A 21,129-nucleotide genomic window follows, 5' to 3' on the forward strand; every position below is an offset into this window, starting at 1 on the left:
GTATTGAAGACCTTCTCGACGGAAGGACAGTCGCCCAGTTCAGCCGCAACCGGCCGAGGCGCGCTCCTTCGCCAGCACCTGGCGAAGGGGAACGCTGAGGTCGTCGTAGCGTCGTTCGAGCTCGTCGAAGCTCGCACAGGCCTTTTGCGAATCGCCCAACGCATTGAGGGCGACACCGAGCTTGAGCAGGTTGTCGGGAGCCTTCCTTGAATCCACGGGATAGGTACGAACATTGCGCGCAAAGGTAGCCGCAGCCTCGGCATAATCCCCACGTGCAAGATAGGTTTCGCCAACCCAGTAAGCCGCCACCGGGGTTTCTGCACTATCGGGGAAATCCTCGACAAAGCGACGAAAAGCCGTCCCTGCCGCGTCGATACTGCCGGCGCGCAACAGCGCCGAGGCCCGCTGGAATCGCTCCTGTTCACCACCCGAAAGCACATCCGGCGGCAGGTTCGCGGCGGCGGCCATCTGTTCCTGCGACGGCTTGGGCAGATTGAGAAGCGCATCGCGCGGAATCGTGCCCAGAACCACCCCGTTATCGCCGGACACCGCATGCCCGGCATCCGCCGCACCAGCGGCAGACGGTATCGGTTGCGCCACCCCGCCACCTCTTGTCACAACCGGCCCGGCTGGCGCCCGGGCGTCCACGGCGGAAACCTCGGGCAACCGCTCGACCGACGGTTCTACCCGTGCGGCGTCCGGTAGCGAAACGTTGCCGGACGTGGTGGAGGTTCCGTCAAGGCCGCGCAGGCGATTGTCGAGATCGGCAACGAGACGGTCCATGCGGTCGCTCATCTCCCGCTTCTCGTACTCCAGTTGCTCGACCCGTCCGGTCAACCGGCGGAGTTCTTCTTCGATCTGGATGATCTTCGACTGCAGGGCGGCCATGCGTGCCGCATCGCCGGTCTGCGCCGCCGCACCACGCAACCCGGTGATATCGGACACCAGGACCAGCAGGGCCAGGGCGAGGAAAAGTCCGCGCCGGGTAACCTGCGCCGCTCGAAGATGATCCAGCATTGTCAGTTGACCAGATTGACGACGGTGACGGCCCGACGATTCTCCGCGTAGGCCCGCTCGTCATGGCCAGGATCGACCGGACGCTCCTCGCCATAGCTGAAGGTGAGGATTCGGGCAGGATCGACGCCGAGCGCCACCAGATACGCCTTGGCCGAGGCCGCTCGCCGTTCGCCCAGGGCAAGATTGTATTCTCGCGTGCCGCGCTCGTCACAATGGCCCTCGATCGTGACGGTCACCGACGGATATTGCAGCAGCCAGGCCGCCTGCCGGTCGAGGACGGTGCGGGCCTCGTCGTTGATCGAGGAACTGTCCACATCGAAGTGTACCCGATCGCCGACATTGACCTCGAAGTCCTGTACGGTGCCGGGTGGTGCCTGACCGGCCAGATCGGATGCGGTGAGATCGGACGATCCGATACCCGTGCCATTCGCATCGGCGCCGTCGATGGGATTGAGCGTACCACTGTCCGTTCCTGCACCGGTGCCGGAAATGATGTCCCCCTCATCGCCGCCGGTGCAGGCGCCAAGAAGGAGCAGTACGGCAAAAAGGGGAACGATTCTGTTCATCATATCCTTGGAACCCTAACGAGATGTCGGGACGACAGATCACTTCACGGTCGAGTGAGTGTTAATCTGGTAAACCACATGGTCAATACACGCGAGAACCTCAGGAGATCAAGGGCGACCAGTCCGGATCCGAGGCATCAAGCGGTGTCGGAACCTCCCGTTCATTGTAGCCCGTGATATCGATTGTAAAAAGACGCGTTCGATCACGTATCGGATCTTCACGGCTGAACATGATCACCCGGCCATTGGGTGACCAGGTCGGCCCCTGGTCGAGGAAGCTGCGAGTGAGCAGCCGCTCATTGCCGCCATCCGGCTCCATCACGCCGATATGGAACATTCCGCCCTTGATCTTGGTAAACGCAATGAGGTCGCCCCGTGGCGACCAGGCCGGGCTGCCATAATTCCCGGCACCGTAACTGATCCGGCGGACATTCCCGCCATCGGCGTCCATGACGTAGAGCTGCGGGCTCCCGCCACGATCGGAATTGAACGAGATGGACCGGCCATCCGGAGAATAGCTCGGCGAGGTGTCGATGGCCGGACTCGACGTGAGTCGGCGCGGGTCGCCGCCGCTGGCCGAGAATGCGAAGATGTCGGAATTGCCGTCGGCGGCCAGCGTCATCAGCAGGCGCGACCCGTCCGGCGAAAAGCGCGGGCTGAAGCTCATGCCGCGAAAGCTGCCAAGCGCGTTCTGACGCCCGGTCGCGAGATCCCGCATGAATACCTTGGGCATCGGCGACTGATAGACGAGATAGGCCACCCTGCGCCCGTCCGGCGAGATGTGTGGAGTGAGGACGAGCTGGCCGCCATCGGTGAGGAACGTGTGGCCCGCGCCATCCTGATCCATGATCGCCAGCCGCTTGACCCGCCGCGTGGCCGGCCCCGTCTCGCTGATATACACGATGCGCGTGTCGAAATAACCGCTGTCGCCGGTAAGTCGTTCATAGACCACATCGGCGATCTTGTGAGCGATGCGGCGCCATTCGCCCGCGTCGCCGTCGAAACGCAGGCCGCGCATCTGCGATCCAGCAAAGATATCCCACAGGCGGAATTCGACAAAGATGCCATTGGCTCCCTGCCGTCCCACCGTTCCGGAAACCAGCGCCTGGGCATTGATCTGCCGCCAGTCGGCAAAGCGGGGAATCCCCTGCAGCTCTTGCGGACTCTGGATATAGGCCCGGCGGTCGATCACGCGGAACAGGCCGGAGCCCTGGAGATCGGCACCGACCACGTCGATCATGGCAACGCCGAGCGAAGCATCGTCGGCGGTCACACCGGCAAGCGGGCTGAGCGCGACCGGCATCGGCTCGACCCGGCCCGAGGTGATATCGACCTTCAGTTGTGCTTCCGCCTGCCCTGCCCCGAGCCCGCCGACGGTAAACATGGCAAGTCCGGCCTGCTGAAATGCTCGTCTGGTCAACTGGCGCATGGAATCATCCGCTGATCGCATCCTTGGGGTGGAACGTCATCACGATATCGCGCCACAGCGCGTATTTCTCGGGCGGCAGGGTGAGCTTGCAGCTCAGCACCGCACGCTGTGCGCTCTCCGCAACGATCCGGAAACCGCTGTCCTGCGCCAGCCGGCGCTGGTCCTCGATGTTCACGCTGGTCACATCGCCCTCGATGGTCATCTGGATGCGCAGGGTCACCTGCATGTTCTCGATGTCGCGGACTCCGATCGGCACGTTCCAGCATCGCTCGACCTGCTGCTTGATCGCCCCGATCTCGCTGGCGCTGAGGCTGGCGATCTGCGGCGCATCGCTGTTGTTGCGGGCAGCTTGAGCAGCATCCGCCGTCCCCTTGCCATCGCGCTCCTCGTCGGCCCTCACCCGTTTTTCGAGCTTTTCGACGCTGCGCAGCATGGCGGCGAAATCGTCTTCTGGCTCGACTGCCTTTTCATCCGGTCTTTCCGGCCTGGCGGCGGGCCTGGGCTCGGCTTTGGCGACCTCGACGGGTTTTTCCGGTTCGACCTTCTTCACCTCCGTGGGTGGCTTGGGTGGTGGTGGCGGCTTGGGCTTCAGCATCGGCACGGCCGGAGGCTTCGGGACTTCCGCGACCTCGACGGGTTCCGGCTCCGGTGGAGGCTCGACCGGCCTCGCCTGTGGCGACGGGGCCGGCTCCGGTGGAGGCAGCGGCGGGGCCGGCTCGGGGGGCGGAGGCGGCGGTGGTGCAGGCTCGGGAGGCGGTGGTGGTGGTGGTTCAGGCTTGGGCTCTTCCTTCGGTGCCGCCTTGGGGACCTCTGCCACTTGCGTGGGACTTGCCGCTGCCCGTTCGGGCAAGGGAGCGGCCTGAGCGGGCTCCGGCTCCGGCGGCTTGACGGGTTCATCGGGGATGCGCGCCGGCTCGGCGACGATATCCACCGTCACCGCGTCCTCGACCCTCAGCCTTTCGCCGAATTCGGGCAACCCCAGCAGCAGCAGGATGCCGAGGCACACATGCAGGATAGCCGAAAGGGTCAGCGCCCGCCGCATGGCCGGTTACTCCACTCCGGCTCTGGGCGATTCGGTAACCAGAGCCACCTTCGAGAAACCCGCGGCATGAATGGCGCCGACGACCGCCATCACCTCGCCATAATCCACCGCGCGGTCGCCACGAACGAAAATGCGCGCCTGCGGATTGTTCTGCGTGATGGCCAGGAGCCTCGGAGCCAGCTGGTCGACCGCGATTTCGGAATCCTGCAGGTGGATGAGTCCATCGGCTCCGACGGACACGCTCAGGGGTTCATCCTGTCCCGGCAGCGGCGAACTCGCCGCTTCGGGCAGATCGACATTCACGCCGGTGGTGAGCAGCGGTGCGGTGACCATGAAAACGATCAGCAGCACCAGCATCACGTCAACCATGGGCGTAACATTGATGTCGGCCATGGTCCGCCGGCTGCGACGGGATCGTCCGTGGCCTCCGCCGCGTGCCATGCCCATCGCCATCAGGCGGCGACCCGGCTGCGATTGTCAATCTCGCGACCGATCACGACGACCAGCTCGTCGCTGAAGCTCGACAGCCTGCCGGCGAGGTCGTCCACGGAACCGGAAATCCTGTTATAGGCAATGACCGCCGGAATGGCAGCAAGCAGTCCCAGCGCCGTCGCGAAAAGGGCCTCGGCGATACCGGGGGCCACCACGGCAAGCGTGGTGTTCTTCGTCATCGCAATTGACTGGAAACTGTTCATGATCCCCCAGACCGTACCAAACAACCCGACGAAGGGAGCGACGGCGCCAATGGTGGCCAACGAGGAGACATGTTTTTCAAGCAGGCTGAGTTCGCGGTCCATGGTGAGCTGCATCACCCGGCCGACCCGCTGCAGCAGCCGGTCGATGGCATCGCCGGCAATGACCTTGGGAGCCTCGCGCCATTCCTCCATACCCGCGATGAAGATCATCGCGATGGGGTGGTCTGCTGACTTCATCACCCGATGATAGAGATCGTCCAGAGGCACTCCCGACCAGAAGCTCTCCTCGAAATCGCCGGTCTTGTGCCGGATGCCGCCCAGCGCACGGGATTTCTGATAGATGACCGCCCAGCACCACAGGGAAGCCAGCAACAGCACCAGCATGACGGTCTTGACAACCAGATCGGCCTGCAGGACCAGCGTCAGAATGTCGGTCCCGGCCGCAACGTCTTCGAGCGCTGTGCTTTGCACGGCGTCAGTCTCCAGTTCGTTCCGTGACGAAGTTCAAGCCGATTTCCCTTTTAACTCCGGAGTTTACGGGGAAAGTCTTGCGAAATCAGACGTTTGGGGCAAAAAGCGCAACCAACGCCTTCACAGATCCAGACTGCTCTATGGTCGTGTCCATCCAAACTGTCAAGCATAGCTCCCGGAAGCCGGGACGTCACTCCGGATTGTCATGTCATCCTCGGCAAACCCTGTCAGCCGGATCGCAGGCGTGCCGCCACGGCCGGTGGCAGGCGCCTGGGAAGGAGATTGGTGGAGAGAACGGCAAGTTCAACCTCGACGAGCACAAGTTCTTCGCCTCGATGGCGAATGGACTGGCTCATGGCCAGTCGCGCGCCCCGGATGCTGCTTACCGCGGTCACAACCTCAAGTTCGTCATCGAGCCGGGCGGGACGGCGGTAATCGGCGGTGCAGCGCCGCACCACGAAGACGAGATCGTGTTGCTCGCGCAGATGGACATGGTCGAATCCCAATGAACGCAGAAGCTCCGTACGTCCACGTTCGGCGAACTTCAGGTAGTTGGCATAATAGACAATACCGGCGGCATCGGTGTCCTCGTAATACACACGAAACTTGATGGAAGACGCACGACCGCTCACGACTCACCATCCTCGAACAGCGACGCCTGTTCGTCCAGCCGGGCTGGTGCCGACAGGCCCAGATGCTGCCACGCCGAGCGGGTGAGCAGCCGGCCGCGCGGCGTCCTTTGAACCAGCCCCTGCTGCAGCAGGTAGGGCTCGATCGTCTCTTCCAGGGTGTCGCGCTGCTCGCCCAGTGCCGCCGCAAGGGTCTCGATCCCGGCCGGTCCGCCACCGTAATGATGGGCAAGGGCACCCAGATAGCGCCTGTCGAGGCCGTCAAGCCCCAGCTTGTCGACATCGAGCTGCAGCAGGGCCTGATCGGCTCCCGCCGCATCCACCGGCGTACCGCCGCCTACCGTGGCGAAATCGCGGACCCTGCGCAGCAGCCGGGTGGCGACGCGCGGCGTTCCGCGTGCCCGCCTCGCGATCTCCATCGCTCCATCCCGGGCCAGATCGAGCTTCAGCAGATCGGCACCGCGCACGACGATCTGCACCAGTTCATCCAGTTCATAAAAATTGAGTCGCGAGAGAATGCCGAAGCGGTCGCGCAAGGGCGTGGTCAGCAGACCCGTGCGAGTGGTCGCTCCCACCAGCGTGAACGGCGGAAGGTCGATCCGCACCGAGCGGGCCGCCGGCCCCTCGCCGATCATGATGTCGAGCTGGAAATCCTCCATTGCCGGATAGAGGACCTCCTCCACTTGTGGACTGAGCCGGTGAATCTCGTCGATGAACAGCACATCGCGGGGCTGCAGGTTGGTCAGCAGGGCCGCCAGATCGCCCGCGCGGGCGATGATCGGCCCCGACGTCATGCGGAAACCGACGCCGAGCTCGCTGGCGAGGATCTGCGACAGCGTGGTCTTGCCCAGTCCCGGCGGGCCGGCAAAGAGCACATGGTCGAGCGCTTCCTTGCGCGTGCGGGCAGCCTCGATGAACACCTTCAGATTCGCCTTGAGCTGACGCTGGCCGATGAATTCGTCGAGCGCACGCGGCCGCAGGCTGAGGTCGGCATCCTCCGGCTTCTCGGCACCGTCGAGCAGGCGATCGGGATCGGAACGGTCCATCAGCGCGACAGCTCCCTGAGGCTTTCCCGGATGAGCAGGTCGAGGCTAGCACCATCGCCGAGCCGTGATTGCACCTGCGCCAGCGCGGCATGAGCCTCGCCACGACCATAACCGAGCGACGCCAGGGCGGCCAGCGCATCTCCCGCGGCACTTCCCGGCCCGGCTGCAATGGCGGTCGTACCGGCAGCAGACACCGACGCCGGCAGGCTGCCGACCTTGTCCTTGAGCTCGCTGACGATCCTACCCGCGACCTTCGGGCCGACGCCATTGGCCCGGGTCAACGGCACGCGATCCTGTGCACTCACCGCGCGGGCAAGTTCATCCGGTCCCAGGACGGAAAGTATGGCCAAAGCCACCCTCGCTCCAACGCCCTGAATATTCTGTAAAATACGGAACCAGCGCTGTTCGGCCGGGTCGGTGAAACCGTAAAGCGTAATCGCGTCTTCCCGGACCTGCGTGACGATCCGCAGCTCCACCTCGCCGCCGGCACCGGGCACGCGGTGCAGCGTCCGCGCCGGGCAATGAACGAGATAGCCGACCCCCCGGGCGTCGATCACCAGGTGATCTTCGCCGATTTCGGCCACCCGTCCGCGCAGCAATGCGATCATCGCGCCGCTCCCTCGAGGCTGCGGTTCACCTTCTGCGAAGTCATACGATAGTGCGCATGACAGATAGCGACCGCCAGGGCATCCGCCGCGTCCGGGCCGGGATCGCCCGCTGAAGGCAACAACAGCCGTACCATGTGACCCACCTGCTCCTTGGCGGCATTGCCCGTGCCCGTCACCGACCTCTTGACCTTCTTGGCCGCATATTCGCTGACCACCAGCCCGCTGACACTGGCCGCCAGCAACACCACGCCGCGGGCGTGGCCAAGCTTGAGCGATGACAGCGCGTTCCTGTTCACGACCGTCTCCTCGACCGCTGCCTCGAACGGTCCATGGGAGGCAATGATGCCGCGAAGTCCCTGATAGATGGTCTCAAGCCGCTCGGCCAGCGCTCGCTCGGCGGAACTGTTGACCGTGCCGCAGGCCACGAAACCCAGCCTGGAGCCCTGCGTCTCGATGATTCCCCAGCCCGTGCGCTGTAGTCCCGGATCGAGACCGATGATGCGCATCAGCTGCCGAGCTTCTCGAGAGCCGCCTCCGAGACATCGTAATTGCCGGTGACGCGATTGACATCGTCATTGTCATCAAGCTGTTCGAGCAGCTTGAACAGCGTGGGTGCCCTGTCGTCGTCAACGGGGACGTTCACCTGCGGCCGCCACCCGAGATAGGCCTCCTCGGGCGATCCGAAGCGCGCTTCCAGCACATCGCGAACGCTGGCGAGTTCGTCCGGCGCACAGACGATGTCATGCCCGTCCTCGTTCGACTGGCAGTCCTCGGCACCCGCCTCGATCGCCGCTTCGAGCATGGTATCCTCGTCGGCCACATCGGCCGGGAAGCGGATCTGGCCGATACGGTCGAACTGGAAGCTCACCGAATTGGTCTCGCCCAGCGACCCGCCATGCTTGGAAAAGGCCGCACGGACCTCGGATGCCGTGCGGTTGCGGTTGTCGGTGAGTGCCTCGACGATCAGGGCCACGCCCGCCGGGCCGTAGCCTTCATAGCGCACCTCCTCGTAGTTTTCGCCGTCGGCACCCTGCCCCTTCTTGATGGCACGTTCGATGTTGTCCTTGGGTACATTGGCCGCCTTGGCCGCCTGAACCGCGGTACGCAACCGGGGATTGTGTTCGATATCCGGCAATCCGGCTTTGGAAGCCACCTGGACTTCACGCAGCAAGCGCGTGAATTTCCTTGCACGCAGGGCATCCTGCTTGCCCTTGCGGTGCATGATGTTCTTGAACTGGGAATGACCCGCCATACTCGCGATGACCCGTTGATGTGGAGGTTGGATGGTGATTGGGCGTTCTATAGCAGAAGTGCCTGAAATACCGCCAGACCGGTTGAGTGGCCGAATGCCGGTCGGCAGGCATGGATGCTCCATGCCCCGGCACAGAAACCCGCCGGCATCATCCGGCCGAGGTTGCGGATTCGGGTGGACGCTGTCCGATTCTTCGTCGCGTGGCGCCCGCCATTAAGACTTTGTTTAACTCCATCGGCCATGATGCGACCCGCCTACCACATTCCGAGCCCGGTTCAACCGTCCCCTTTGAGCGAATTGACCATGGATGTGACTGACGAAAGTCGACCGACCACCCTGCCGGACAATCAGCCGCCCGTCGAGGAACGAAGACTGTTCCGGCGCTACGAATTCGGCCTGAAAGCCGCGTTGACCGACGGGCATGGATGCCGGCACGCCTGTGCCATCATGGACCTGTCGCTGGGAGGGGCAGCCCTGAAGCCGGGCAATCCCGACTGGAAGGGCACCACCATCCGTCTCGCCTGGACCGACCTCGGCCTCAACGACGGCCTCACCGCACGGGTCGTCCATGCCACGGACAGCGTTGCCCATCTGGCCTTCGAACTCGACGAAGCACAGGAGAGCGCCCTGACCATGTTTCTGGTGATGAGCCCAGCGACGCGCTGACGACATCAGGACCGCACCGGCAATGAAAACCCCCGGAGCATTCACCCCGGGGGTCTCAGGGTTCGAGATGAACCGGTCTATGCGCCGAAATCAGCCGCCGATGCAGGTGTCAGCCGTCTCGGGCGTGCAGACATCCAGGCCGGTATAGGTCGGGTCGTCCGGATTCTTGCCGTCCTTCACGATGTCACGCAGGAAGTACATCGATTTGTAGCCCATCTCGAATGGCCGCTGACCGACCTGGCCGAGAGAGAGCCCCTCCTTCATCAGGTCCATCTGCACGGGAAGGGTGTCGGCGACAACCAGGGCAAGCTTGCCGCTGTCGATGCGATCCTTGTAGGGGCCCACAGCGGCGCGGTAGGCGTCGGGCACGAATTGCGGGAAACCGCCGGTCGGCAGGAACGCGTCGAGATCGGGCTCGCGCGCGAGGATGTCCTCAAGCTGCTGGTTGGCGCGCATGAAGTCATCATCGGTGTAGAGCGGACAGCCGTCGATCTCGGTCCAGCCGTTCTGGCCGGTGAGACGCTCCCCCGGCGGCTCAGAGCTTTCCTCGCCGGCCAGCGTGTCGCGAATGCCCTGCATGCGCTCATTGTGGTTGGCCGCAGCGGCACCGCCCGACTGGATGCACAGCGTCCCGCCATCGGGCTTGAGTTCCATCGCGCGCTTGGCGAGATTCACGCCGATGTCGTAGTTCTTGGTGCCGACATAGGCGATGCGCAGGTCCTTGTTCTCGGGCAGGAGATCACTGTCCCATGTCAGCACGGGGATGCCGGCGGCCTTGGCTTCGAGCAACGGTGCCACCACCGCGGCGGCATTCGAAGGCGAAACGGCGATTCCGGCAACGCCGCGGGCGACCACGTCGGACAGCACCTGCACCTGCTCCTCGCCGCCGCCATGCTCGCCAGGGCCGATATAGAGGCACTCGATGTCGCCGAGTTCCTCCTCGGCCTTCTTGCAGCCGTCACGGGCCTGGTCGAAGAACGGGTTGTTGGTGTTCTTCGGCACCAGCGCAAAGATCAGCTTGTCCTGGGCCTGGCTCTCGCCGGCGCCGAACGACAGGGCAAACGCGGTTGCGACCGCACCCAAAAGCAGCTTCTTCATTTTCGGATAACCTCCCGGTTGGATGAAGCCTGGCTATTGACAAGGAAAGACAATCGACGACGTGCTTGAGGTTGGAAGCGCTCAGCCGCTGGCCCTTGCGCGCAACCTCTCGAGCAGGACGGCGAGAATGATGAACAAGCCGACGAAAAGGTCGTACCAATTGGCATCGACACCGAACATGATGAGCGAATTCCGGATCAGGAAGATCAGCGCGGCGCCGATGAAGGCACCGTAGATGCTGCCCTTCCCGCCCATCAGGTTCGCACCGCCGATGACGGTGGCAGCGATGACATACAACTCGTAGGTCTTGCCCATGCCATTGCTGGCCGACCCTCCATAACCCGCGGTAAGGACCCCGGCGATGGCCGCGGTGATGCCCGCGAGCATGTAGACCTCGATCTTGATCCGGTCGACGGGAATGCCCGTGAGGCGGGCCGCCTGCTCGTTGCCGCCGATGGCGAAGAGATAGCGGCCCCATGACGTCGTGCGCAGCACGATCGACATGACCAGCGCCATCACGATCAGCACGACGAAGAGATTGGAGACCGGCAGCCCCTCGGCGTCGAACCAGGGCAGGATGAGCCGCCCGCCGCCGAGCCACTTGAAGACCTCGCCACCATCGCCGAACTGGTAGATGACCCGGTTCTCCGAGGCAACGATCGCCAGCGACCGGGCGATGGACAGCATGCCGAGCGTCACGACGAACGGCGGCAGCTTCAGCCGCGCGATCAGCATGCCGTTGACCGCACCGACCAGGCCTCCGGCAAGCAGGCCGGCGATGACGGCGACGTACCATCCCGCCCCGGCTTCCAGGAGTCGTGCGGCAACGATGGCCGAGAGGGCCATCACCGACCCCACGGACAGGTCGATGCCGCCGGTGATGATCACCGCCGTCATGCCCATGGCGATGATGCCGATGGCGGAGAAGTTCCGGGTGATATTGTAGAAATTGTTCTTGGTGGCGAAGCTCTCCTGCTCGGCAGCGGTGGCGACGCAGATCAGGATGACGACGACAGTCACCCAGAACGCCTGGTTGGAGAGGATGGCCTGCAGCCAGTTCTGCTCCTTGATCTCGGTGATATCCGAGATATCAACCGACGATGTGCCCGAATTGCTCATGCCGCCGCGATCGCTCCGGTGATCAGGCCCGTGATTTCCTCGGGCGAAGTGTCCTCAACGCGTTTTTCCGCCACCTTCGCGCCACGGCGCAGGACCGCCACGTGCGAACACACCTCGAATACGTCAGGCATGCGGTGGCTGATGAGAATGATGGCGATGCCCTGGTCCCGCAGGCGCTTGATCAGTTCGAGAACCTCGTGCACCTGCCGGACGGAGATGGCGGCCGTGGGTTCGTCCATCAACACGATCTTGGGTGCACTCAGCCGCGTGCGGGCAATGGCGACCGCCTGCCGCTGACCGCCCGACATCTGCCGTACCAGGTCGCGCGGGCGCGTCTCCGACTTCAGTTCCTCGAACAACTCGCCGGCACGGCGGAACATGGAGCCGAAATCCAGGAAATTGACCGGGCCCACCTTGCGCTTCAGTTCCCGACCGAGAAAGATGTTCGCGGCCGCCGAGAGATTGTCGCAAAGTGCAAGATCCTGATAGACAACCTCGATTCCGGCCTCGCGGGCATCAAGGGGCTTGTCGAAGACGACCGGAGTGCCGTCGATGCGGATCTCGCCCCGGCTCGGCGGAAAATTGCCGGCGATGATCTTGACCATGGTCGACTTGCCGGCGCCGTTGTCGCCCATCAGGCCGAGAACCTCGCCAGCCTCAAGCGTGAGATCAACCCCGCGCAACGCTTCGATTGCACCGAAATGCTTGGCTATTCCCCGCAGTTCGAGTAACGCCATTGGACCTCCCTGTCACCGAGAGCGTGCTTGCCGCAGCTTTCAAGCCCTGATCGGATTATCCTTGATTGCGAGGAGCATACACGGCGAGAAGCCATGGTAAAGCCCTTGTTTGCAGGATGTCCCACCCGGTTGCGCGGCATCGATCCAACAGTTGAAGAGGGTCAACGATTTGAAACCCGTTCCAGGCGGAATCCATCCCATCGTCTATGCATTCTTCGATGGCGATGATCGACTCGACCGACATGCCATGCGCCGGCAGGCGGAAGCCTGCATCGCCGCGGGCTCCCACGGCATTGCCGCGCTGGGACTGGCCACCGAGGTACGAAAACTGACACCCGGGGAACGTCGACAGGTGATGCACTGGCTGATCGAGGACGTCGCCGGACGACTGCCGGTGGCCATCACGATCTACGGCCGCAGCGTCGACGAGCAGGCCGCCTTCGTCGCCGAGGCCGCCGCCGCGGGTGCCGCCTGGGTCATTCTCCAGCCGCCGCCCGAGCGCATCGACGAGGCGGAGCTGATCCGCTTCTTCGGCCGCATCGCCGATCGCTCGCCGGTCCCGGTGGCCATCCAGAACGCCCCCCAATATATCGGCTTCGGGTTGACAGCGGACGGCATTATCGACTTGTGCCGCCAGCATGCGAATGTCCGCCTTCTCAAGGCCGAAGCCTCGGCGGTCGAACTGGCGCACCTGCATGCGACACTGGGCGACACGGTCTCGATCTTCAATGGCCGCGGAGGCCTCGAACTGCCCGATATCCTGCGCGCCGGCTGCGCCGGCCTGATCCCGGCCCCGGAACTCCTCGACATTCACCTCCGCATTCATGCAGCCTACGTATCGGGTGATGCCGCCCGGGCCGATGCGCTCTATGCCCAGGTCCTGCCCTGCATCACGTTCCTGATGCAGTCCGTCGACCAGTTCCTGTGCTACGGCAAGCGAATCACCGCCCGGCGGCTGGGGCTGGAGCACGTCAACGATCGCGACCCCTGCCAGAAGCCCGACCCATTCGGCCTTGCCTGCATGGAGCGCTACAGCCGCAACCTCCCGGCCTTCGACTGATGGAAGCCCTCCGGTCGTGCCGGCCAGGAGCAGGGTCGAACCGAATGCAATCCGATCGCCTCCCCACTCCCCGATTGAACGCCTTGCGTGACCATTCGGGCGATTCGACATGAACAAAATGGATTTCAGCGGATTTCGATGACCTCGACATGGCGGACCGACATCGCCGAGGTCACGAGGTCCTGCCGGTCACGATCCATCCGGGGGAACACAAGGGCGAAATCGACACGGCTTCCGGCTCGATCCGCTTTTGCCGTCTCGACCTGCAGAAAGCCGCCCTTGCGCAGGACTTCACCGAGGGGAAGCCCTACCGCCGAACCGTTGGCCCGGCGCAGGCACAGCTGTTCCCCCTCAAGCGACAGCCTGCGCAAGAGGTCCGCCAGCACGATCCCCCGAACCCGTCGTGGCTCGGGCATCCACGGCGCATGAGTTTCCAGTGAGGAAAAACCGATATTCCGCAGTCGCGTCTCGTCGAGCATGATCCGCGACAGGCCCGTCTCGATCGCGAGGTGCCGCGCCATGCTGCCCATCACCGGCGGCATCGCTTGCACGGGCGCGAACCCGGCCAGGAATCCGGCCAGCAGCAATGCGGGCATCCACGCTGCTCCCGGGGACGAGGTGGTCTTTCTTGGCGCTTCCATGCCGGCATCCTGGCACACCAGATGTTAAGAAATTGCCAGCCTTCCGGCTATTTCGGCAAGCGGAAGCCATGTCGGTGGCCACGCCGCCCCTTGTTGGTTATGCTTCCGTTTCAGAAGGCTAGGGAAACCGCGACAAGGAGAACAAAATGGGTTTCATCCGCTCGGCGATGCTCGCAGGAGCAGTTGCGGCCGGTCTTGCGACGGGAGTATTGCCGTCGCTGGCATCGGCTGAAAAGGTCATCAAGCTCGGTCACCTGAACAATGACGACCCATTCGAGAATCCCGCCGGTGCTTTCGGTCGGGTCTTCGCCAACATCGTCGAGAGTGCGACCAACGGCGAGATCAAGGTCGAGATCTTCCCCAATGGTCAACTCGGCAAGGACTTCGAGATCGCCCAGCAGGTGCGTGACGGCGTCATTCAGATGAGCCTCGCCTCGGTCGGTGGCCTCGCCTCGCATTACCCGAAGATCGGCGTGATCGACGTCGCCTTCGCGTTCCCGCAGATCTCTTCGGTTTATGACGTGTTCGACGGTCCCTTCGGCAAGGCGCTGGCACGCGACATCGAGACCGACGTGCCCGAGGTCAAGGTTCTCGGTTTCGCTGATACCGGCGGCTTTTTCTCGATCACCAATTCCAAGCATCCGGTTGCCCATCTCGATGACCTCAAGGGCCTGCGCATCCGCACGATGACGCTGGAAAGCCATCAGACGCTGATCAACGCGCTTGGCGCCGAAGCCTATCCGCTGGCCTGGGCGGAGGTCTATTCGGGCCTCCAGACCGGCGTGATCGACGGCGAGATGAACCCCATTCCGATCATCGCATTCTCGAACTTCGAGGAAGTCCAGAAGTACCTCACGCTCACCGAGCACCTGTTCACGCCATATACCGTGCTGATGAACGCGGACTTCTACGACAGTCTCACCGACCAGGAAAAGTACATCGTCAACTACGCGGCGAAGTCCGGCGTGGTTGCCAGCCGCGGCATCGCCCGTGCCATCGAGGCGTCCGATCGCGGCCTGCCGAAACTCGCCGAGAAGATGGAGATCACGGCCCTCTCGCCCGAGGATCGCGAGAAGTTCAAGGAAGCGGCACAACCGGCCGTGATCGAGCTGATCAAGTCGAAGTACGGCAAGAGCGGTGAGGAACTTCTCAACCTGTTCCTGGCCGAGATCGACAAGGCCAAGCAGGACGAGTACATGCAGTCGGCCCCCTGACCGCCCGGGGGATGCGGTGCCGGCCCGGGCCGGCCAACCGCTGAAGGAACGCGTCGCGAGATCTTCGCGGCGCGTTGACTTTCCCTATTTCGACCGAAACGCCCGACCGCTGGGACGTCCACTCATGCCGCTATCGAATATCATCCCCCCGAACTGCCGGCTGGAACAGGCGGAACTCTTCGTCAATCCCCGTCATGCCGAGCGCGATTACGGCCCCCGCGAGGCTGCTGTGCTCGACGACGGAGGGTTCGGCGAGGCCCGCCGGCATATCCGCGAATGGGAGGGCTATGCGGCAACACCGCTGCACGTCCTTGATGGACTTGCCCGGGAACTCGGCATCGCGTCGCTCGCCTACAAGGATGAAGGCGGGCGCTTCGGGCTCGGCAGCTTCAAGGCACTCGGTGGTGCCTACGCCGTCGAGCGCCTCGTCGGCCGGCACGGCAGCGACATCACCGTCACCTGTGCGACCGACGGCAATCATGGCCGTTCCGTGGCCTGGGGCGCGCGGCGCTTCGGATGCCGCTGCGTGATCTACATCCACGAGCATGTGAGCGAAGGACGCAGGGCCGCCATCGAGGCCTTCGGTGCCGAAGTCCGGCGGGTCGCGGGCACCTATGACGACAGTGTCCGCCAGGCGGCCGCCGATGCGGCCCGCGAGGGCTGGATCGTGGTCTCCGACACGTCCTATCCCGGCTACACCGAGATTCCCAGACTGGTCATGCAGGGCTATGGCGTGATGGTCGAGGAGGCCCTCGACCAGATCGGCGAACCGCCCACACACATCTTCGTCCAGGGCGGTGTCGGCGGCCTTGCCGCTGCGGTGTGCTTCCGCAGCTGGCAACGCTACGGTGCGGGGCGCCCGGAACTCGTCATCGTCGAGCCCGAACTCGCCGCCTGCATCCTCGCCACCGCCCGGGCCGGCAGGCTCGCCACGGTCGAGATCGGTGAAGAGACGATCATGGCCGGCCTGTCATGCGGCGAACCGTCGCTCATCGCCATCGAAGTCCTCGACGAGGGCGCATCGGCCTTCATGGCCGTGCCCGACCATGCGGCCGCTGCCTGCATGCGCCTGCTCGCCCGGGGTGTGAACGGCGATGTTCCCGTCACTGCGGGCGAATCGGCCGTCGCCGGACTTGCCGGCCTGGTCGCCGTCCTCGCCGACAACCGGAAGATCGCGCAGACCGGTATCGGCCCCGATAGCCGCGTCCTGCTCTTCGGCAGCGAGGGAGCGACCGACCCCGTGCTCTACGAACGGATCGTCGGCCATCCCCCCACATGATGAAATTTCAATTACAAGTTAATTTGATCGTCAGTAGAAACGCGCATTGGTGAGGAAAAGCGTGATGAGGGTCAAGATGAGCAACCAGAGAAAGGCCCGTGCACCGAAACGCCAGTCGACGGGAAGTTTCAGCGACCTTGTACCCGAACGCTGATGACGCTGTTCCATGGTCATGACTGCCTCCATGATTCATTTCGATTGTGCCACATCTTAAAGTTGATTCTGATAAAATGACAATCCCTGATTAAGATTTTTCGACTCGAAGCGGGTTCGCTTCACTCTTGTCCGCGACGGGATCAAACGCCTCTGGACCTGAACGCCCGTTTCTCTAAGCTGCGGGGATCAGTGACGTCTGAACGCGCGATATGGGGGACCATCAGGAATGCGACAGGTGACGGTGGCCGCAACGCAGATGGCGTGCGGTACCTCGCACAAGGACAACATGGACGAAGCCGAACGGCTCGTGCGTGAGGCTGCCGGACTCGGTGCGCAGGTCATCCTCCTGCAGGAACTGTTCGAGACTCCCTATTTCTGCAAGGACCAGCTGCCCGAACATTTCGACCTGGCCCGCCCCTATGAGGGTCATCCGGCGATCGCCCGCATGAGCCGGCTGGCGGCCGAGCTGGGTGTGGTCCTGCCGGTGAGCTTCTTCGAGGCGTCGAACAACGCCTATTTCAACTCGCTGGCCATGGTCGATGCCGACGGACAGGTGCTGGGGCTCTATCGCAAGAGCCATATCCCCGACGGGCCGGGTTATCAGGAGAAGTACTACTTCAATCCCGGCGATACCGGCTTCCGGGTCTGGCCGACCGCATTCGGCCGGATCGGCGTCGGCATCTGCTGGGACCAGTGGTTCCCGGAAGCCGCCCGGGCCATGGCACTCATGGGTGCCGAGATCCTGCTCTATCCGACGGCCATCGGTTCCGAACCGCAGGCCCCGGAACTGCACAGCCGCGACCACTGGCGGCGGGTCATGCAGGGCCATGCCGGCGCCAACCTCACCCCTCTCGTCGCCTCCAACCGGGTCGGGACGGAAAACGGGCAGACCTGTTCGCTGACCTTCTACGGTGGTTCGTTCATCGCCGACGAGACCGGTGCCATGATCGCCGGCATGGACGGGGAACCGGGCATCGTCACCGCGACCCTCGACCTCGACGCGGTTCGCACCGCCCGGGCAGGCTGGGGGATATTCCGTGACCGCCGCCCCGACCTCTACCTGCCCCTGCTCTCCCTGGATGGCCGCGATACCGTCATGTAGGTGACGGGCGAAGGACAATGCCCGCTTGAACGGCCGATCCGTGCCGGAACCTGTTTCCGGCGCGGCGGACACAAGAAAAAGGGCCGGCTTCCGCCGGCCCTTTCGTCACCGCGTCCCGTTGCGGAACGGCGATGACGCTGCCCATCAGAGAACGATGACGGCGTCGTTGAGGATGACCGTGGCACTGCCCGGAAGGAGCGCATCGCCCGCCTGGTTTCCGGTGACCTCGCCGGCCTGGTAGAGCAGGGTCTCGGCACCGTCGACGCGGATGTCGCCGAGAAGCGAGCCGGCCTTGTTGTGCAGCGAGATCAGCGCGGTATCGCCATCGAGCTTGCTGATGGTCACCGTCGAGAGCTTCGCCACGGACGTCAGGTCGATCTGGTCGTTCCAGCCGAAATCCGTGATCTGGTCATGCTCGGGAGCATCGGAACTGAACGACGCGAAGGTGTAGACGTCGGCACCGCCGCCGCCGGACAGGATGTCGTTGCCCTCGCCGCCGTCGATCATGTCCTTGCCGGCACCGCCATAGATGGTGTCACGGCCCGCACCGCCATTGAGGTCGTCATTGCCCGAACCACCCCAGATGGTGTCACGGCCCGCGCCGCCGTCAACGGTATCGTCGCCGTCGCCGCCATAGAGCGTGTCGCCGCCATTGCCGCCGTCGATCATGTCGTCGCCGGCACCGCCGCCGATCGTGTCAGCACCACCATCGCCGCTCAGGTCGTCATTGCCGTCGCCACCCCAGATGGAATCGTCGCCCCGGCCGCCGCTGACGATGTCGTCACCGCCGTATCCGCGGATGAGATCGTCGCCATTGCCACCGTTGATGGTGTCGCCCCAATTGCTGCCGAGGAGGGTATCGTTCCCGCCATTGCCGTTGATGGTGAACTCGACGGTGCCACCGACGACCGCCTGCAGGGCGACGGCAAGGGCGATGTTGCCATCGGTGATCGCCATTGCATTGACGGTATCGCCCGCACCGTCACTGTTCATCGTGACATAGAGCGTCTGGTCGGTACCGATACCGCCAAGAGAAGATTCGGTTACAGCCATAAGATCTCTCCCTCAGAGATGACAAAACAAAATAAGAAAACAGCATGCACGCAACACCTGCACCGGCACGGCGATATGTTGCCAGTTTCACCAATTCAATTCCCGTGAAACCAGTCCATTAAATAGATTCAATTGCAAATTCTCACAAGATAAAAATCAGGCCATGTTCATTCTTTTTTATAATGCCTTGTTTGATTTGAGATTTGTTAATTCTACCTTTAATTGATCTATTTTCCTGGTTTATGTACAGGCAGTCCTCTTCCATTGTTACGCGAACCGTCCGGATGACAAGGTTTCCGACGGAATGCGGCCTGCCCTCTCACGGGACGGATGAATATCGATATAAAAGAATTTATTCCTTGACTCTCGCACTGCCTTTCCATCATAACCTCCCCCCATGTCCCACACCTCTCCCACACCCCCCATATTGCCGCGCAAACTCGCCGGCCGGGTCTTTCGCTGGGGCGCGCCTCGCTTCTTGAAGGTGTGCTGGCTGGTGGCGACCGGGCGGCGCGGGGTGCTGTCGGGGCCGACGGTCCGGCTCGATGTGGCGGAGGTCGACGGGCTGGAACATCTGCCGCATGTAGCGGGTGTCCTGTCGGCGATGCGGGCGGGACTATCCCCACATGGTGGTCATGGCCTCCGGGTGATCCTCCACCGTCTGCTGCTGTTTCACTCCCGCGACTGGTTCCGCCAGTTGCAGGACAACTCCCTGGCGCAATCCGTCGCATCGGCGGATGGTGCCGAAAGGGCATGGCTGGATCGTGCCGGACGCAGGGGAATGGGGAATGTCATCACCTCGCTGCTGAAGTCGGTGGCCAGAGGGATCGACGTGCCGGATGTCTGCCCGGTGCCATGGTCGCTCACGAAGGACACTCCCGGGGCGGCGAAACCCGCAAGAGCGAGGAAATCCCGCAGCGAGGAGGAAAGGCTCCGCGCAAGGGGACGGTCCCGCCTGTTGAAAAGTCTCCACGAGCATATCCTCGACGCGATGATGACGACCCCGCAGTCGGGAGCGTTTGCCATCTTCGCGCCGGACGAGTTGCGCCTGATCCGCGCGCTTCCGCCCGGCGATTTCCCCGACCTGCCGCCGCCGCCCGTGCGGCCCGTGTCGGCGAGGCGGCCGCTGCCGGTCTGCAAACCCCACCCGGTATTCGGAAAATCACTCTCCGGCATCCCCTGACGCCTTCGTGCGAGTTGATTCTACAGTGAAAATGGTGGAATTTGGCCTGTTCCCCGCCCCTTTTCGCAAGCATTGGACATTTTTCAGGAGATGCTGCACCTCTGGGGCCTGTTTTCGGGGAGGAGGATTGAGATGTCCCGTCTGGCGGGTTCGTTGCATGGAATTTCCGGCATTCTCGTGGCGCCGTTCGATGGCGATGACCATCTGGCGACGGGCAGGTTGCGACCGATTGTCGACCGGGCGGTCGATGCCGGGGTTCACATCCTGGTGGCCAATGGCAATACCGGCGAGTTCTACAGCCTGACGACGGCGGAAGCCGAGCAATATGTGTGCGAGGCGGCGGAGATCGTCGGCGGGCGGGTGCCGGTGCTGGCGGGGATCGGGCGGTCGGTGAACGATGCCTGTTCGCTGGCGCGGGCATCCGTGCGGGCCGGTGCGGACGGATTGATGATTCACCAGCCGCCGGATCCGTTCGTGTCGCCGCGGGGCATCGTCGATTACGTGAAGCGGGTGCGCGACGCCGCGCCGGGGCTGCCGATCATGCTCTACCTGCGCAACGACCTGATCGGGACGGAGGCCATTGCCGCGCTGTGCTCGGTCGAGGGGGTCGCCGGCGTGAAGTGGGCAACGCCCAACCCGCTGAAGCTGGCCGCGGCGATGGCGGCTTCGCCCGGGCACATCGTCTGGGTCGGCGGACTTGCCGAGGTATGGGCGCCGGCATTCTATGCCGTCGGTGCACGCGGTTTCACCTCCGGCCTGATCAATGTCTGGCCGCAGCGGTCGGTAGCGATCCATGCGGCGCTGGAGGCCGGCGATTATGCGCGGGCGCGTGAACTGATCGCGGGAATGGCCGCATTCGAGGATGTTCGCGCGCAGGAGATGAATGGCACCAATGTAACGGGTGTGAAGGCGGCCCTGGCGATGACCGGGCTGGATTGCGGCGCCACCCGTCCGCCCTCGGCCTGGCCGCTGACCCGGGCGCAGGCGGACAAGCTGGCGGATTTCCTGCGTGCGCAGGGACTGTCGAAGTCCTGAGGCGCATGGCGGGATGTCTTCACCTGAGCGA

24 protein-coding genes are annotated in these 21,129 nt (G+C 63.6%); 7 read left to right on the forward strand and 17 right to left on the reverse strand.

The annotated features are described in order from the left end of the window. Positions 1-39: 39 nt before the first annotated feature. The 11 genes from ybgF to H6851_16320 form a co-directional block, all read right to left on the reverse strand. Positions 40-1,017, reverse strand: coding sequence for a tol-pal system protein YbgF (ybgF, locus tag H6851_16270; GenBank protein MCB9945162.1), 978 nt, complete (start codon positions 1,015-1,017; stop codon positions 40-42). Between the two features lie 2 nt (positions 1,018-1,019). Further along, positions 1,020-1,586, reverse strand: coding sequence for a peptidoglycan-associated lipoprotein Pal (gene pal / locus H6851_16275; GenBank protein ID MCB9945163.1), 567 nt, complete (start codon positions 1,584-1,586; stop codon positions 1,020-1,022). 97 nt (positions 1,587-1,683) lie between these two features. Beyond that, a complete protein-coding gene (gene tolB / locus H6851_16280; protein ID MCB9945164.1) occupies positions 1,684-3,012 on the reverse strand; it encodes a Tol-Pal system protein TolB in 1,329 nt (442 codons plus the stop codon). Between the two features lie 4 nt (positions 3,013-3,016). Then, positions 3,017-4,054, reverse strand: coding sequence for a hypothetical protein (locus tag H6851_16285; GenBank protein ID MCB9945165.1), 1,038 nt, complete (start codon positions 4,052-4,054; stop codon positions 3,017-3,019). Positions 4,055-4,060: 6 nt separating this feature from the next. After that, entirely contained in the window at positions 4,061-4,501 is a 441-nt protein-coding gene (tolR, locus tag H6851_16290; GenBank protein ID MCB9945166.1) for a protein TolR, read from the reverse strand. Positions 4,502-4,506: 5 nt separating this feature from the next. Then, the gene (tolQ, locus tag H6851_16295) at positions 4,507-5,178 is read right to left on the reverse strand and encodes a protein TolQ (protein MCB9945167.1); all 672 of its coding nucleotides are present in this window, start codon (positions 5,176-5,178) and stop codon (positions 4,507-4,509) included. 269 nt (positions 5,179-5,447) lie between these two features. Continuing rightward, positions 5,448-5,831 (reverse strand): tol-pal system-associated acyl-CoA thioesterase, encoded by a 384-nt coding sequence (ybgC, locus tag H6851_16300; protein MCB9945168.1) that lies wholly within the window; start codon positions 5,829-5,831, stop codon positions 5,448-5,450. A gap of 17 nt (positions 5,832-5,848) precedes the next feature. Further along, positions 5,849-6,895: a Holliday junction branch migration DNA helicase RuvB gene (gene ruvB, locus H6851_16305; protein ID MCB9945169.1), complete on the reverse strand. Its 1,047-nt coding sequence runs from the start codon at positions 6,893-6,895 to the stop codon at positions 5,849-5,851. Continuing rightward, a complete protein-coding gene (ruvA, locus tag H6851_16310; GenBank protein MCB9945170.1) occupies positions 6,895-7,503 on the reverse strand; it encodes a Holliday junction branch migration protein RuvA in 609 nt (202 codons plus the stop codon). The genes ruvB and ruvA overlap by 1 nt, the downstream gene beginning before the upstream one ends. Continuing rightward, a complete protein-coding gene (gene ruvC / locus H6851_16315; GenBank protein ID MCB9945171.1) occupies positions 7,500-8,009 on the reverse strand; it encodes a crossover junction endodeoxyribonuclease RuvC in 510 nt (169 codons plus the stop codon). The genes ruvA and ruvC overlap by 4 nt, the downstream gene beginning before the upstream one ends. Then, positions 8,009-8,755, reverse strand: coding sequence for a YebC/PmpR family DNA-binding transcriptional regulator (locus H6851_16320; GenBank protein MCB9945172.1), 747 nt, complete (start codon positions 8,753-8,755; stop codon positions 8,009-8,011). Before H6851_16320 ends, ruvC begins: the two co-directional genes overlap by 1 nt. A gap of 303 nt (positions 8,756-9,058) precedes the next feature. Here H6851_16320 and H6851_16325 point away from each other — a divergent pair, with 303 nt between their 5' ends. Then, positions 9,059-9,421: a PilZ domain-containing protein gene (locus tag H6851_16325; GenBank protein MCB9945173.1), complete on the forward strand. Its 363-nt coding sequence runs from the start codon at positions 9,059-9,061 to the stop codon at positions 9,419-9,421. A gap of 90 nt (positions 9,422-9,511) precedes the next feature. Here the strand turns inward: H6851_16325 and H6851_16330 are convergent, their stop codons facing one another. From H6851_16330 to H6851_16340, 3 genes are all read right to left on the reverse strand, one after another. Further along, complete coding sequence (locus H6851_16330) at positions 9,512-10,519, reverse strand: sugar-binding protein (protein ID MCB9945174.1); 1,008 nt, start codon at positions 10,517-10,519, stop codon at positions 9,512-9,514. Between the two features lie 81 nt (positions 10,520-10,600). Continuing rightward, complete coding sequence (locus H6851_16335) at positions 10,601-11,638, reverse strand: ABC transporter permease (protein ID MCB9945175.1); 1,038 nt, start codon at positions 11,636-11,638, stop codon at positions 10,601-10,603. Beyond that, on the reverse strand, positions 11,635-12,375 hold the full coding sequence (locus tag H6851_16340; protein MCB9945176.1) for a sugar ABC transporter ATP-binding protein: 741 nt from the start codon (positions 12,373-12,375) through the stop codon (positions 11,635-11,637). Before H6851_16340 ends, H6851_16335 begins: the two co-directional genes overlap by 4 nt. A 169-nt stretch (positions 12,376-12,544) precedes the next feature. Between H6851_16340 and H6851_16345 the strand changes: the two genes are divergently transcribed. Continuing rightward, positions 12,545-13,435: a dihydrodipicolinate synthase family protein gene (locus tag H6851_16345; GenBank protein ID MCB9945177.1), complete on the forward strand. Its 891-nt coding sequence runs from the start codon at positions 12,545-12,547 to the stop codon at positions 13,433-13,435. 125 nt (positions 13,436-13,560) lie between these two features. On the opposite strand, the gene H6851_16350 is transcribed toward H6851_16345, so the two are convergent. After that, complete coding sequence (locus H6851_16350; protein ID MCB9945178.1) at positions 13,561-14,076, reverse strand: hypothetical protein; 516 nt, start codon at positions 14,074-14,076, stop codon at positions 13,561-13,563. A 146-nt stretch (positions 14,077-14,222) separates the two neighbouring features. Between H6851_16350 and H6851_16355 the strand changes: the two genes are divergently transcribed. Both H6851_16355 and H6851_16360 read left to right on the forward strand, forming a co-directional pair. Next, positions 14,223-15,290 carry a DctP family TRAP transporter solute-binding subunit gene (locus H6851_16355; GenBank protein ID MCB9945179.1) on the forward strand — a complete coding sequence of 356 codons (1,068 nt, stop codon included), beginning with the start codon at positions 14,223-14,225 and terminating at the stop codon, positions 15,288-15,290. Between the two features lie 124 nt (positions 15,291-15,414). Then, the gene (locus H6851_16360; GenBank protein ID MCB9945180.1) at positions 15,415-16,569 is read left to right on the forward strand and encodes a diaminopropionate ammonia-lyase; all 1,155 of its coding nucleotides are present in this window, start codon (positions 15,415-15,417) and stop codon (positions 16,567-16,569) included. A gap of 30 nt (positions 16,570-16,599) precedes the next feature. Here H6851_16360 and H6851_16365 read toward each other — a convergent pair whose 3' ends face one another. Further along, positions 16,600-16,743, reverse strand: a complete 144-nt coding sequence (locus tag H6851_16365; GenBank protein MCB9945181.1) for a hypothetical protein — start codon at positions 16,741-16,743, stop codon at positions 16,600-16,602. 208 nt (positions 16,744-16,951) lie between these two features. On the opposite strand from H6851_16365, the gene aguB reads away from it, so the two are divergent. Then, complete coding sequence (gene aguB / locus H6851_16370; GenBank protein ID MCB9945182.1) at positions 16,952-17,827, forward strand: N-carbamoylputrescine amidase; 876 nt, start codon at positions 16,952-16,954, stop codon at positions 17,825-17,827. A 144-nt stretch (positions 17,828-17,971) separates the two neighbouring features. Here aguB and H6851_16375 read toward each other — a convergent pair whose 3' ends face one another. Then, a complete protein-coding gene (locus H6851_16375; GenBank protein ID MCB9945183.1) occupies positions 17,972-18,880 on the reverse strand; it encodes a hypothetical protein in 909 nt (302 codons plus the stop codon). Between the two features lie 397 nt (positions 18,881-19,277). Here H6851_16375 and H6851_16380 point away from each other — a divergent pair, with 397 nt between their 5' ends. Both H6851_16380 and H6851_16385 read left to right on the forward strand, forming a co-directional pair. Next, complete coding sequence (locus H6851_16380; GenBank protein MCB9945184.1) at positions 19,278-20,063, forward strand: hypothetical protein; 786 nt, start codon at positions 19,278-19,280, stop codon at positions 20,061-20,063. A gap of 132 nt (positions 20,064-20,195) precedes the next feature. Then, entirely contained in the window at positions 20,196-21,098 is a 903-nt protein-coding gene (locus H6851_16385) for a dihydrodipicolinate synthase family protein (GenBank protein ID MCB9945185.1), read from the forward strand. Positions 21,099-21,129: the final 31 nt, after the last annotated feature.

The organism is Geminicoccaceae bacterium (assembly GCA_020638465.1).
Classification (GTDB): Bacteria; Pseudomonadota; Alphaproteobacteria; order Geminicoccales; family Geminicoccaceae; genus JAGREO01.